Source organism: Pseudomonas sp. S1(2024) (assembly GCF_046557535.1).
In genome coordinates this window covers 12,823-26,103 of record NZ_JBKGFP010000067.1, presented here as the reverse complement: position 1 = coordinate 26,103, position 13,281 = coordinate 12,823, and the positions used below count along the sequence as shown (strand labels likewise).

Sequence of the window (13,281 nt, the reverse complement as noted above, 5' to 3'; positions counted from 1 at the left end):
GGTCATGACTCAGAAAATAGCCGTCGTGACCGGCGGCAGTCGCGGCATTGGCAAGTCCGTCGTGCTGGCCCTGGCCGGCGCGGGTTATCAGGTTGCCTTCAGTTATGTCCGTGACGAGGCGTCAGCTGCTGCCTTGCAGGCACAGGTCGAAGGGCTCGGCCGGGAGTGCCTGGCTGTGCAGTGTGATGTCAAGGATGCGCAGAGCATTCAGGCGTTTTTTGAACGGGTCGAGCAGCGTTTCGAGCGTATCGACTTGTTGATCAACAACGCCGGTATTACCCGTGACGGTTTGCTCGCCGCGCAATCGTTGAGCGACATCACCGAGGTCATCCAGACCAACCTGATCGGCACGTTGTTGTGCTGTCAGCAGGTGCTGCCCTGCATGATGCGCCAACGCAGCGGGTGCATCGTCAACCTCAGTTCGGTGGCCGCGCAAAAGCCCGGCAAGGGCCAGAGCAACTACGCCGCGGCCAAAGGCGGTGTAGAAGCATTGACGCGCGCACTGGCGGTGGAGTTGGCGCCGCGCAACATCCGGGTCAACGCGGTGGCGCCCGGCATCGTCAGCACCGACATGAGCGAAGCCCTGGTCGGCGCCCATGAGCAGGAAATCCAGTCGCGGCTGTTGATCAAACGGTTCGCCCGGCCTGAAGAAATTGCCGACGCGGTGCTGTATCTGGCCGAGCGCGGCCTGTACGTCACGGGCGAAGTGTTGTCCGTCAACGGCGGATTGAAAATGCTATGAGCCAGGCACGCACGATTGTGATCACCGGCGCGGCCAATGGTATTGGCCGCGCCGTCGCGGAAAGTTTTGCAGCCCAGGCCGAGCACCTTTTGATCTTGCTTGATCGGGATCTGGCAACCTTGCAGAGGTGGGTCACCGAGGGCGAATTTGCCGCTCGCATCGAAACCCATCAAGCGAACATCGCCGATCTGGCCAGCCTGCAACTTCTGTTCAAGGGCCTGGCCAACCGGGTCGGCTTTGTCGATGTGCTGGTCAACAGCGCCGGGGTTTGCGACGAGAACGAGCCCGAAGACCTCGACAACTGGCACAAGGTGATTTCGATCAACCTCAACGGCACCTTTTACGTCACCTCGTTGTGCCTGCCACTGATGGCGGATGGTGGGCGGATCGTCAACATGTCGTCGATCCTCGGCCGAGCGGGCAAGGTCCGCAACACCGCTTACTGCGCCTCCAAGCACGGCATCATCGGCATGACCAAAGCCTTGGCGCTGGACCTGGCGCCACGGCGAATCACCGTCAATGCCATCCTGCCCGCCTGGATCGATACCCCGATGCTGCAAGGCGAATTGGCGGCTCAGGCGCGCATCGCCGGGATCACCCACGAGCAAATCCTGCGCAATGCCAAGAAGAAGTTGCCCCTGCGGCGCTTCATTCAGGGCGACGAAGTGGCGGCCATGGTCCGTTATCTGGCGAGCCCGCAGGCGAGTGGTGTCACAGCGCAAAGCCTGATGATCGACGGCGGTGCCGGGTTGGGAATGTAGCCATGGCTCGACTGGGATTGAACCGCGGCCTTTTGGCCGCGCTGGTCAGCCTCGGCTCGCCGGTAGCGATCGCCGAGTGGTTGCCGGAGCATCATGAAGCGGAGATCGGCGTTGCCACGGCCGTGCGTCTGCACGGTGACGACCAGGTCACGCAAAAGGCCGTGTACCTCAAGTTCAGCCTGGAGGATGCTTGGGACAGCGGCTACTACAAGGCCAAGGGCCGAGCCCGTTACGACTTCCGTTATGACGGCAACAACCCCTACAGTGCGCAAGCCCGGGACGATTACCGGGCGACCGCCGATTGGCGGCACCTTTACTGGGGGCTCTACGTTGGTGACGGCGAGCTGACGGTGGGCTGGCAGCAGGTGGTGTGGGGGCGTGCAGATGAATTACGGGTGCTCGATCAGATCAACCCGCTGGACTATCGCGAGGGGGTGATCGGTCTGTTGGAAGACAGCCGCATCGCGGTGCCGATGATTCGCCTGGTGCAGCCGGTCGCCGAGTGGGAGCTGGAAGCGCTGGTGATCACTGATTTCGTGAAAAACCAGGCGCCGGCCGTCGGCAGCGAGTTCGATGCACCGATTTTTGCCACACCCGATCCGCAGATGTTTGTGGTCGATTCGCGGCCCGGCTATGACGGTCACAGTGGCTTCGGTTATGGCGCCAGTGCCAACGGCCGGATCGGCACGGTGGATGTCAGCTTCGTTGCCCTCAACGCCCGCCAGCAGGACCCGGTTTACGCCGTCGAAGGCCAGACCGAAGAGGGCCTGATTCGCCTCGAACGGCAATTCCCGCGCTATTCCATGGGCGGCGCCAGTGTGGCCATCGATGCCGGCCACAGCATCGTGGTACGCAGTGAAGTCGCCTACTTCGACAATTGGCGCGTCACCAATCCTTACCGCGCTTACGGCAGCGACCAGACGGCGATGACCAAGTCGCTGCTGGGCGTCGATTACCTGTTGCGGGACTGGCTGATCTCGACGCAGTGGCAACATCAGCGGCTGCTCGACTGGCAGCCCGGCATGGTCCAGGACAAACGCGACGACCTGTTCACCGTGTCTGCCGAGGGCTCGCAGTTCCAGGATCGCCTCAAGACCCGTCTGGTTTTCGGCATGTCGCCGCCAGCGCAGGACGATAGCTTCGTTCAGGGGATCTTCACCTACAAACCGGTGGACTGGCTCAAGTTGGGGCTCGAAGTCGATGTGTTCTTCGGCAAGCCCGACCGCCAGTTCGGTGCTTACGCCAACCGCGATCAGGTGCGCTTGTCCGCGGGTTATCTGTTCTGACCACACCGGTGCCGGTGTGCGAACCACTCAAACAATGAAAAGGAAATCGCGATGTTGCCCATCTTCAAGACCCTGACTGTAAGCGCACTGTTGCTGAGCACCGCTGCCGCCATGGCAGCTGAAACACGCACGGCCGACGACATCATTCGCCAGGCCCGGGACCGCGATGACGGCAAGAGCTTCATGTCCCAGGTGTCCCTGATCCTGATCGACAAGCAAGGTAACAGCCGCATCCGCGAGTTCAGCTACCTGCAAAAGGATTACCCGGACAGCGACAAATTCACCATGTATTTCTCCGCGCCGAGTGATGTGCGTGACGTCGCCTTCCACATCGAAAACCCGCGCGAGGCCCTGGGCCTCGAAGACAGCCAATGGATGTATTTGCCGGTCAGCCGACAGACCCGAAGGATTTCCACCACCGACAAACGCGGGGCGTTCATGGGTAGCGACTACTCCTATGCCGACCTCGACAAGATTCGCGCCGAAGACTATCGCCAAACGCTGGTTGGCGAAGAGCAGTTGCAGGGCCGCGATTGCTACGTGATCGAGCGTGAGCCGGCGACGCCTGCCGTGCTGGCCAAGACCGGCTACAACAAGCTCAAGGTCTGGGTTGACAAGAAAAACTCACTGGTGCTGCGCCAGGACTTCTTCGATGTAAAAGGTGTGATGTTCAAGCAGATGCGCACTCTGAAGACTGAAACCATCGACCAGATCGACAGCATTACCTTCAGCGAAACCGAAGACTTCATCGCCGGTACGCGCTCTCAGCTGCGCTTCAACCAGTTGCAGTACAACGTCGCACTGGACGACCGCCTGTTCACGCAGACCGCGATCAAGCGTGGGCTGAAAGCCGGCGACTTGCCGGAATACGCCGTGTCTGCCCGCTAAGCGCCGCTCTCGATTCATCTGGAACCCTCATTCATGGAAAGATACCTGAACTTCGTCGAGCGCTATGCGCGGGCAATTGTGTTCGTGCTGGTGGCGATCACCGCCTACTTCACCTACACCCTCGGCGCGCTGATGTCGGACACCAATCCGTATCTGCTCAAGGACACTCACCCGGCGCGCAAGACGATCATTGATTTGCAGCGTGAGTTCACCGGCACATATGACTCGGTCATGGTGGCGCTGAGCAACCCCGAGAGTGTCTTCAACACCACGTCGCTGAACGCGCAGTTCGAGTTGTCCCAGGCCATACGCCGGCTGATGCTGGCGAACGATGAGGACCGTGTCGAACTGCAGCGCATCGTTGGCCTCCACAGTGGCGATCCCGATGCCCAGGCCTTGCTGGTGCAGATCCTCGCCGAAGGTTTTTCGCAGAACGATTACGCTGCCGCCAAAGCGCTGCGCGACCATGGGATTGCCCGGCACTGGGACAGCCACGACCTGCAGTTCCTGAGCTTTCTTGCCGAGCGGCTCAACCCGATCCAGGAAATGGCCTCGATGGCTGACCTGGAAAACATCAGCTTGAGTACCGATGGCGAGTTGTGGATCCACAAGACCCTGCACGCCCTGGATATGGACCCGAGCAAGGTCGAAGCGCAGATCATGGGCAACGAGCAGATGGTTGGTGGCGTCGTCTCGGCGGACAAGAAAGTCGCCATGGTCGTCGCCGAACTGGGCACCAAACAGGACGACGCTCAGGCCCAGTTGCGTGCCTATCACCAGGTCCGCGAGATCATCGCGAAGTACCAGGCCGCTCACCCGGAGTTCACCGATGAGGTGTTCATCGCCGGCATGCCGATCTTCATTGCGGCCCAGCAGGAAATCATCGATCACGACCTGGCGATGCTGTTCCCGATCGTGTTCCTGTTGGTGACCTCTCTGCTGGTTTTCTTCTTTCGCAAACCACTTGGCGTGGTGCTGCCGCTGTTCAATATCCTGTTCTGCACCATCTGGACCCTTGGCCTGATGGCGCTGCTGCGTGTGCCGATGGACTTGCTCACCAGTGTCTTGCCGGTGTTCCTGTTCACCATCTGTTGTGCCGATGCGATCCACGTCATGGCCGAGTATTACGAACAGCTCAATTCGGGCAAGTCTTTCCGCGAAGCCAACCGTGAAACCCAGCGCCTGATGGTCACGCCCGTAGTTCTGACAACGGTCACGACTATTGCGACGTTCTTGATTTCCACCACCAACAACATTGTCAGCATCCGCAACTTTGGCGTGTTCATGTCCATTGGCCTGACGGCGGCGTTGATCATCTCGTTGCTACTGATCCCGGCGTGGATTTCGATCTGGGGCAAAGATGCCGTCCCGCGCAAAGTGCAACTCAAAGAGTCGCTGATCTCCCACTATCTGGTGGTGTTCTGTGCCTGGCTGATTCGCTGGCGCAAGCCGGTATTGCTGGTGACCCTGCCGTTGTTGGCGATGATGACGGTGTTCACGTTCAAGGTGGATATCGAAGACTCGGGCATTGCCTACTTCAAGAAGGACAGCCCGGTGCGGATGTCTGACGAGTTCATCAACCGGGCCGGGGTCGCGGGTACGTCGCCGGGCTGGATCGCTTTCGACACCAAGACTCCGCGTGGCGCGCTGACCACTGAAACCGTGCAGTTCCTGGAACGTCTGGACCAGTTCATCAGGGCCCAGCCGAACGTGAGTTACACCTATTCGGTGGCGACCTACATCAAGCGCATGAATCTCGTGCTCAACGACATGAACCCTGCTTTCCTGCGGGTGCCGCAGGCGGTGGAGCAGGTGACGGTGGTCGATGATGACGGGAAACCGGAGACCTTCGATGTCGATGGCAACTCGCTCATCGAACAACACATCATGATGTTCGAGAACGGTGGCGGCACCGACTTGCAGAACGTGCTCAATGCCGATTACTCGAAGGCGGTGACGCTGTTCACCATGACCTCCTCTGTGGCGGGCGATTACCAGGCGATGCTCGATAAACTGGACGCCTGGCTGGCGATCAACAAACCGGCCAACCTGCAAGTCACCCATGCCGGTACGCCGTACATATGGACCGGGGTGTTGCAGGAAATCACCCAGGGTCAGGTGCTGAGCTTCTCGCTGGCGTTGCTGGCCGTGACCTTGATGATGATGTTCTGGCTCAAGTCAGTACGCCTGGGCATCCTCGGCATGCTGACGTTGCTGACCACGTCGGTGACGGTGTACGGCAGCATGTACCTGTTGGATATCGAGTTGAACATCGGTACCACACTGGTGACGTTCCTGGTGGTGGGCGTCGTGGATTACGCCGTTCACCTGCTGTCACGGATCAAGATGCTGGTGCAGAAGGGCGCCGAGATCGACGAGGCCATCCTGGCGGCCATGCAGGGCGTCGGGCGTTCGACGGTGGTCAATGTCGTGATCTTCTCGATGGGCTTTGTCGCGCTGCTGTTCTCCGCCTACAAACCCGTCATTGACCTGGGTGTACTGGTGATACTGGCGCTGTCATCCAGTGGCTTCATGACCATTTTGTTGGTCACGCTGATTTCGCCGTGGTTCTTTGCCTCGATTGTGCCGCAACCAGCAGTGCAAGAGGGCGAGCAGCCGCGGGGTGAGGCTGTGCCAGGCTAAATCGCTGGGGCGCCTGCGTGTTGAAAACGGCACGGGGCGCCATGGCCGTTCAGGGGCGGCGGTGCGGATTCAGCGGGCTTTTTCCAGGTGTTCGAACTGGCATTGCATCTGAGCCTCTTTGAGGCTCAGCTCAAACTCGACCAAGCCGTCATGCACTTTCTGCAACGCCTGGATCTGCCCCATCAATTCCTGCTTTTTGTTATCGATGGCCTGCATGGCCAGATCCCAGGGCAGCTCCTGGCCGCGATGATCCTGCAGAATGGCCTGCATTTCCTTGAGCTTGAAACCGAGTTGTTGAGCACATTTGATGAAGGTCAGCAGCTCTACGCTTTGCTGGCTGTAGATGCGGTACTTGCCTTCGCGTTGCGGGGGGGGCAACAGGCCGATTTCTTCGTAATGTCGAATGCTTTTGACGGTGGTGCCCGACAGCTGGGCGGCTTTGCCGATGTACATGAAAATCCCTTTTTGACGCATCAGAAGCGAAAAGATGTCGCGCGCTCGCACAGGCGCGCGACATCTTTGCACAAGCGTCAGGGGGTTGGAAGCCAGTTTGGACAAGGTGTCGCAGCAGGTAGGCTCGGTTGGGCAGTGCAGGGGCACGGCACGACCGGGGCCGATCAGCGGCTGGCGACTGCCTGGACTTGTTTGAGCCAGGCTTCACGCTGTTCCGGCTTGGAGCCCAATACCGGACCGAAGGTCAGGGTTTTCAGGGGCTTTATGCCGCAGAATTCCAGGGTGGTCTTGCGCATTTGGTGCAGGCCCGGCATGCGATACACCCATCGGTAGTACCACGGCGGCGTGTCCATGGTCACCAAAAGGTGAGCCGTGCGACCCTTGAGCAGCTTATCCGGGAAGGGCGAGCCCTTGCGGTACTTGAAGGCAAAACCGGGCAGAAACACGCGGTCGAAGAACCCCTTGAGCAACGCCGGAATGCCGCCCCACCAGATCGGGTACACAAATGTCAGGTGTTCGGCCCAGGTAATGTCGTTCTGTGCGGCGATCAAATCGGGCTCAAGCAACTGGACCTGGTTATAGCCATCGTGCAGGACCGGATCGAAATCCAGGGTGTCCAGGCGCAGCAAGCGCACCTCATGGCCTGCTTGCGTGGCGGCCTCGACGTAACGTTCGGACACAGCGCCGCAAAAGCTGTCGTTCGAAGGGTGGCCGAGGATTACGAGCATGCGTTTGCTCTTCATGACAAACTCCAGGTAATGAAGTGCCAAGGGTAAAGTCTGCCCCTTACGGTAGAGTCAAGCCTTGCCGGTTAGCGGTAGAGACAAACAGTTCAGCAGCGCTCGGGTGTAGCCCGGCAAACCGTCGAATGAGTGGGCGCAGGAACGTAATGTGTCAGGGGCCCCCGAAGAACATTTGGACAGGGCTCTGTGGCGGCATTTTTGCTTGATGGAAGCAGAAATGTACCCCCAGAAATACCCTTCGATACCCTCATCAGAATGCGCGATCGAGAACGGCGATTTCTGACAGCTTTCGAACAGGCCCTCGCTGGACCTTAGTGTGCCTCCACGGTTGTGTGGCCGATAACGGGGCAGGGCTGGGTCCGTTTGGGAATGCATTCACGAACGGCTGCTATCGACCCATTGCAGACGCTCGCAGAGCGAAGACTGCGGCAAAATCTTCGTGCTTTGCCAAGCCCCAGTTTCGATGTCTGCGCTCGCAGTCAGCTTGCTGCATGAGGTAGCGGCGTCAAGCCACTATCTTTGATCGCTGCGTCGGCTTGTGGCGATGCCAGATAGTCGAGGAGCGCCTGGGCTGCGGCGTGATGCTGGCTCTTGGTGACGACAGCGCCAGAATACATCGTCATTTTCTGCGCTTCAGCCGGGATCAGGCCAACGATGTCGATCCCCTTTACTGGCTTAAGTTCACTGAGCTGTTGGAAGCCGATCTGTGCTTCGCCGCGAGCGATCACCGCGCCGACAGGCTCGGCAGGTATCATGTGAGCCTTGGCTACGAACTGGTCACCGAGCTGCAGGCGAGGGAACAGGGTCTTGGAAAGATAGACGCCGCTTGCGCTGTCGGAGTACGCGACAGAGCTGCTATTTTGCAGCACTTTGCGCAAGGCCTGCATGGTGCCTATGTCCGGCTTCGATTCGCCTTTGCGAACGGCCATGGCAATGAAAGACTTTCCGAGATCAATTCGGCTAGTCTTATCGGCTAGACCGCTGGCGACCAGGTTGTCGAGCGCCGAACCTACCATTAGAACTACATCCGCCTGCTCACCGCGGGCGAGCCTATTCGGGACGGCCTGTGGGGTTTCCCCCATCGAAGGCGCGGCTAGAACTTTCAGCTTAACGCCGTATGTCTTCTCATAAGCTGGCGCCACTTCCCGGATAGCGCCCATGATACCGCCGGAACTAAGAACGGTCAGCGTTTCCTCACCACCTTGTACAACGTCAGCAGCCGAGCAGACGAATGAGGTGGTTAAGAGGGTGGCACAGAACAGCATTCGAAGCATCTGAGCTTTCTCCACTAGTAAAGGCGCGGAATCTTACCGGGGCGAAGCTCAAGCTTTTGATTAATCAACGATTAAGAATGTTTTACTTTTTCACCCGCAATTGGCGTGTATGGGGCGAAAGCAGGCCGCGCCTGACCGTTTTCGACCCATTGAGGACACTCGGAGGGGCGCGATGACGGGCAGATCAGACCGACTCTATGGTCGGCGTGAGGAGAAGCTTACCTAAGCACTAGGCAAGCAAAGGGCGCAGGAAGCTTCTCTCGTAGCTCACGATGAACTTCAATTCGGACGCTTCCTCAACCAAACGCACGCATTCAGGATCAATTGCGGCTTCTTGCCGATACCGTTCGTAGTCGGCAAGGCTGGAGAAGCTAAAGAGGCAATACGCGACGTTATTTGCCCCTTCAGCCGGGAGGAAGTAGCCGTGATGCTGTCCACCCATCCGGGTGACTACTGGAATCCAAGAGCGGGAATAGCTTTCAAACGCATCGATCTGATATCCGAGTCAGTTCCATGCGATTAGGCATAGCCCTCAACTCCCGTTCCAGAAAATGGAATTCTCAAATCCTAACACTTCCATTCTCTGACGAATAAAACCAGCGCAGACTGCAGTCTCCATACCGACAGGTCTCAACAGGAGCGCTGAATATGAGTAAGAACATCCAGGATAAGGTGGTCGTCATCACGGGTGCGAGTAGCGGTCTAGGCGAAGCAACGGCGCGTCATCTGGCGGCGCTCGGCGCCCTTGTGGTGCTTGGCGCCAGGCGCCAGGACCGTCTGGACGCGATTGTCGCGGTGATCGCCACTGCAGGCGGCAAGGCGATTGCTCATCCGACCGATGTGACACGCAAGGAGGACTTGTCTGCGCTGGTTGCCAAGGCAGTCGAGGTATTCGGTCGCATCGATGTAATGATCAACAACGCAGGGTTGATGGCGATCTCTCCGATTTCGCAACTGCGCACCGACGAGTGGGATCGTATGATCGATATCAACATCAAGGGCGTATTGTATGGCATCGCGGCCGCATTGCCGTTTTTCGAACAACAAGCCCGGTGTGAATCATCGTGCAATCGGAGGTGTTCGATAGAGGAAGCCAGGGCCCCCATGGTGCTGCCAATGATGGGCATCGCTCACAAAGCAGCAAGAGGATATCAACCCGTCAAACTGAGGAAATGACCATGGCAATGTTGGTTTTTGACGGTACGGAAGACGCCATCGTCGAAGCCCGTATTCTGGTCGGGGCGCTGAATGAATGGTTGGCGGAACAGCAACCCTGTTGCCCCCTAAAATCCGTTCATGTGCAATTTTGCTATCGACCCGATGGCACGCTGGATTCTGTATTGACCGTTGTAACAGACGTGGCCGTGGACTAATGACTGCTTTGATTGAACGGGCACTTGGTGCGGGTATGCCCTTGGCCGCAGATCCAGCAGGGTTTTGCTGTCGGTCGCCCGGTAGATCAGATCTGCTCGACGTTGGTCGACGAAGGCTGAAAACGCTGCATGAGTGGAATCGATCTTTTGGTTATTAAATAAACCTGTTAATTATAGGTTATCTGATCGGCCAAGAAAAACCTGAGTGCCTCATGCGACATGGGTCTAGCAAAGTAATATCCCTGGAAAATATCGCATCGACCACGGTCCAGGAAGTCCACCTGAGCCGCAGTTTCCACGCCTTCCGCGACCACTGACAGGCTGAGGTGATGGGCCATGGAAATAATGCCTTGAGTAATTGCTGCATCGTGTGGGTTAGCCGAGATATCCCGGATGAAAGAGCGATCAATCTTGATTTTGTCGATGGGCAAACACTTGAGATAACTGAGGCTAGAAAATCCTGTACCGAAATCATCCAGCGCAATGCGTACACCCAAGTTTTTAAGGCGGTGCAAGGTTTCAATTGCGATTTCAACGTTGTGCAGCAGGAGCGACTCAGTTATCTCCAATTCCAATTGCCCTGCGCTAAGCCCGTATTTGTTCAGCACTGCCTGGATACATTCAACGAACTGACCGCGCTGAAAATGCACCGGCGAAATATTTACGGCCATCGAGATGCCGTTGAAACCCTGATCACATAGATTGCGCAACTGCGCGCACGCCGTATCGAGTACCCAGAGGCTCAGCGGGATAATTTGACCACTGTCCTCTGCCACCGGTACAAACACCGCTGGAGAGATGTATCCTTTGATCGGATGCGTCCAACGCAACAACGCTTCGATTCCGACCACCCGACGCGTGTGGGCCTCTATTTGCGGTTGATAATGCAGGCTGAACGATTGAGTTTCGATAGCCTTTTGTAGGTCATTACGTAGGCTTCGGTGCTCGCAAACTCGATCGTTAAGATCGCTGGTGTACCACTGAAAGTTGTTCCTACCTTGTTGCTTGGCTTTGTACATGGCCATGTCAGCCTGCTGGATCAGCTGCATCGGCTGTTCGAGGTGACCATCGCTTAGCGTAATACCGATACTTGCACTGACGTGCAGGTCAATGCCCTGGATACAGTAGGGTTTGCCAATGCTTTCCAGCAGTCGCTCGGCCACCGGGACAACGTCTTCGTCACGAAGCAGGTCCGTCAGCAGAACGACAAACTCATCGCCGCCCATGCGCACGACGGCATCAGCCGGACGGACTTGCTGGGTCATGCGCTGTGCCACCTCGATCAGCACCTGATCGCCGAAGTAGTGCCCGATGGAGTCGTTGATGGATTTGAATCCATCCAGGTCGATGTACATGACCGCCAGTTGACGCTTACGTTGAAGGCTGCTGCGACACTCTAGGACAAGCCGGTCTTCCAGGGACAGGCGGTTAAGCAAACCGGTCAGCCCGTCATGGCTGGCACTGATACTCAGCTGGCGCTCGTAATGCTTCTGCTCGCTGATATCCCGAGCGATACCGAATACCCCGACGATCTCTCCATTTACCATGATCGGCAGGTTTGCGATATCCATGGTCAACTGCTTGTCGTCGCTCTCGTCGCGCACCCTTGCCTCGAATCGCTGCGGCTCACCGGCGCGGGCCGCGGAAAAATGCTGATTCACTCGCGGCAGGTCTTCTTCGAAAACGAGGTGGGAGAAATGTTGACCGACAAGATCAGTTGCCGCGCCAGCTTTAAGCTTCAGGCCAGCCGGGTTCACACTCTGGATGTTGCCCGCCATGTCGAGGGCGAAAACCGGGTTGGGGTTGTAGGTGAACAATGAGCGAAACCGTTGTTCACTTTCCTCCAGGCGTTGGCCGTCACGCTCATGCCGGATAGCAATGGCAGCCAGTTGCGCCGCGCAGGTCAACCTTTGGATCTGCATCTCGCTTGGCGCAATCGCCTGATCTTGGTACAGCGCAAATGTCCCAAGTACGGAGCCCTGATGCGAGAGTAATGGCAACGACCAGCAGGAGCGCAGATTGTACCCTAGCGCCAGGCTGCGAAAACGCTCCCAGCTTGGATCCCGGGCTATATCTGCGGTCACCACCAGCTCGCGCCGGAATGCAGCCGTGCCACACGTGCCTTCCTGAGGACCGATGGGCATGCCATGGATCGCCTCGCTGTATGCAGGCGGCAGGCCAGGCGCGGCACCTTTGAGCAAATGCTTGCCTTGGGCATCGGTGAGCAGTATGGAACACAGCGTACCGGGATCCTGGGCGTCGATCATCAAGCAGATGGCGGTGAGGATGTCGTGCAGTTGATGATTGGTCGCGATCATACCGAGTATGTCGCGCTGAGACTCGGGAAGCGCCATGCTGTGATAGCTCGTGCAGAAGGTGTTCATGGTGGGATTCCTGAGTGCTTGCGAGGCCTTCCGGTTCCCTGAGCGTCTGCAGAAGTGAGTGCTGGGCGCAGTCCGATCGCCCCCGATCGCGAAATCTTATAAAGCAGTGGGCCTGTCACGAAAAAGGCTCAGGTGATCGATAAAAGATCGTATCAGATGGCGCGCATGCGGCTGAATTGGGCTTGCAGCGGCCTGACCACCGTCCGCTGACTTTCTCTGAGCAAACCGCAGATACTTCTTGACTTCCGCACTACCAGGCGCAGACTTTAGCGAGTATTGCAAACTTCCCTTGGGCTGGCCGCATCTGTTTGCGGCGCGCGCCCTCCCGCGCTTACCTGCCAGGCATGCTGAAGCGGGCGCTGGACATCACGGATGCAGTGCTGGCTTTCCTTCGAATTGCCTGGTCTCAAGGAAAGAACATCCCGATCACGCCTTTTGCTACGAGAACAGCAGAAGGGCGCCTTCCCTCGTGCTGAACGCTACAACGGCTGTTGCCCGCGACCCTTGAACCTGCCTGACGATGCCGATCAGGTGTTGATCAAACGCCCATTCGACAATGGGCTGCTGACGATCATCTTCGACGAGCGCGAAGCGTGTGCATCGAAGCACAGCCGTTTGATTCCGAATTGAAGCTGACTTGGAGATTCCATAGCAGTCGTCACGAAGGCCCACCAGCAGACGAGGAGCTGCGGCTGGCTCCACTTCGTCGCCACAATGATTCAAGGAGCGTCCGC

Annotated in this window: 12 protein-coding genes and 1 pseudogene; 8 read left to right on the top strand and 5 right to left on the bottom strand. The window is 57.9% G+C overall.

Annotated elements, in window-relative coordinates; translation table 11 throughout:
• Window positions 1-4 precede the first annotated feature (4 nt).
• The 5 genes from ACLCGK_RS18445 to ACLCGK_RS18425 are packed head-to-tail and all read left to right on the top strand — an operon-like array spanning window position 5 to window position 6,320.
• Complete coding sequence (locus ACLCGK_RS18445; RefSeq protein ID WP_023662731.1) at window positions 5-742, top strand: SDR family NAD(P)-dependent oxidoreductase; 738 nt, start codon at window positions 5-7, stop codon at window positions 740-742.
• A complete protein-coding gene (locus tag ACLCGK_RS18440) occupies window positions 739-1,503 on the top strand; it encodes an SDR family NAD(P)-dependent oxidoreductase (RefSeq protein ID WP_023662732.1) in 765 nt (254 codons plus the stop codon). The genes ACLCGK_RS18445 and ACLCGK_RS18440 overlap by 4 nt, the downstream gene beginning before the upstream one ends.
• A gap of 2 nt (window positions 1,504-1,505) precedes the next feature.
• The gene (locus tag ACLCGK_RS18435; protein ID WP_023662733.1) at window positions 1,506-2,789 is read left to right on the top strand and encodes a DUF1302 family protein; all 1,284 of its coding nucleotides are present in this window, start codon (window positions 1,506-1,508) and stop codon (window positions 2,787-2,789) included.
• A gap of 51 nt (window positions 2,790-2,840) precedes the next feature.
• Window positions 2,841-3,677, top strand: coding sequence for an outer membrane lipoprotein-sorting protein (locus ACLCGK_RS18430; RefSeq protein ID WP_100413528.1), 837 nt, complete (start codon window positions 2,841-2,843; stop codon window positions 3,675-3,677).
• Between the two features lie 33 nt (window positions 3,678-3,710).
• Window positions 3,711-6,320 (top strand): efflux RND transporter permease subunit, encoded by a 2,610-nt coding sequence (locus tag ACLCGK_RS18425; RefSeq protein WP_410952617.1) that lies wholly within the window; start codon window positions 3,711-3,713, stop codon window positions 6,318-6,320.
• Between the two features lie 69 nt (window positions 6,321-6,389).
• Here ACLCGK_RS18425 and ACLCGK_RS18420 read toward each other — a convergent pair whose 3' ends face one another.
• The 4 genes from ACLCGK_RS18420 to ACLCGK_RS18405 all read right to left on the bottom strand — a co-directional run bounded on the left by ACLCGK_RS18420 (window position 6,390) and on the right by ACLCGK_RS18405 (window position 9,283).
• Entirely contained in the window at window positions 6,390-6,773 is a 384-nt protein-coding gene (locus tag ACLCGK_RS18420) for a MerR family transcriptional regulator (protein ID WP_410952616.1), read from the bottom strand.
• 164 nt (window positions 6,774-6,937) lie between these two features.
• Window positions 6,938-7,516 (bottom strand): NAD(P)H-dependent oxidoreductase, encoded by a 579-nt coding sequence (locus ACLCGK_RS18415; protein WP_039612922.1) that lies wholly within the window; start codon window positions 7,514-7,516, stop codon window positions 6,938-6,940.
• A gap of 479 nt (window positions 7,517-7,995) precedes the next feature.
• On the bottom strand, window positions 7,996-8,790 hold the full coding sequence (locus ACLCGK_RS18410; protein ID WP_410952615.1) for a substrate-binding domain-containing protein: 795 nt from the start codon (window positions 8,788-8,790) through the stop codon (window positions 7,996-7,998).
• Window positions 8,791-9,019: 229 nt separating this feature from the next.
• Entirely contained in the window at window positions 9,020-9,283 is a 264-nt protein-coding gene (locus tag ACLCGK_RS18405) for an NIPSNAP family protein (protein WP_410952628.1), read from the bottom strand.
• A 155-nt stretch (window positions 9,284-9,438) separates the two neighbouring features.
• On the opposite strand from ACLCGK_RS18405, the pseudogene ACLCGK_RS18400 reads away from it, so the two are divergent.
• Together ACLCGK_RS18400 and ACLCGK_RS18395 are read left to right on the top strand one after the other, a co-directional pair.
• Window positions 9,439-9,837 (top strand): annotated as a pseudogene (locus tag ACLCGK_RS18400) (SDR family oxidoreductase); the annotation flags it as partial.
• A 131-nt stretch (window positions 9,838-9,968) separates the two neighbouring features.
• The gene (locus tag ACLCGK_RS18395; protein ID WP_021782310.1) at window positions 9,969-10,163 is read left to right on the top strand and encodes a hypothetical protein; all 195 of its coding nucleotides are present in this window, start codon (window positions 9,969-9,971) and stop codon (window positions 10,161-10,163) included.
• 167 nt (window positions 10,164-10,330) lie between these two features.
• Here the strand turns inward: ACLCGK_RS18395 and ACLCGK_RS18390 are convergent, their stop codons facing one another.
• Window positions 10,331-12,547 carry a putative bifunctional diguanylate cyclase/phosphodiesterase gene (locus ACLCGK_RS18390; RefSeq protein WP_410952614.1) on the bottom strand — a complete coding sequence of 739 codons (2,217 nt, stop codon included), beginning with the start codon at window positions 12,545-12,547 and terminating at the stop codon, window positions 10,331-10,333.
• Between the two features lie 372 nt (window positions 12,548-12,919).
• On the opposite strand from ACLCGK_RS18390, the gene ACLCGK_RS18385 reads away from it, so the two are divergent.
• Window positions 12,920-13,177: an Hsp20 family protein gene (locus ACLCGK_RS18385; RefSeq protein ID WP_410952613.1), complete on the top strand. Its 258-nt coding sequence runs from the start codon at window positions 12,920-12,922 to the stop codon at window positions 13,175-13,177.
• Window positions 13,178-13,281: the final 104 nt, after the last annotated feature.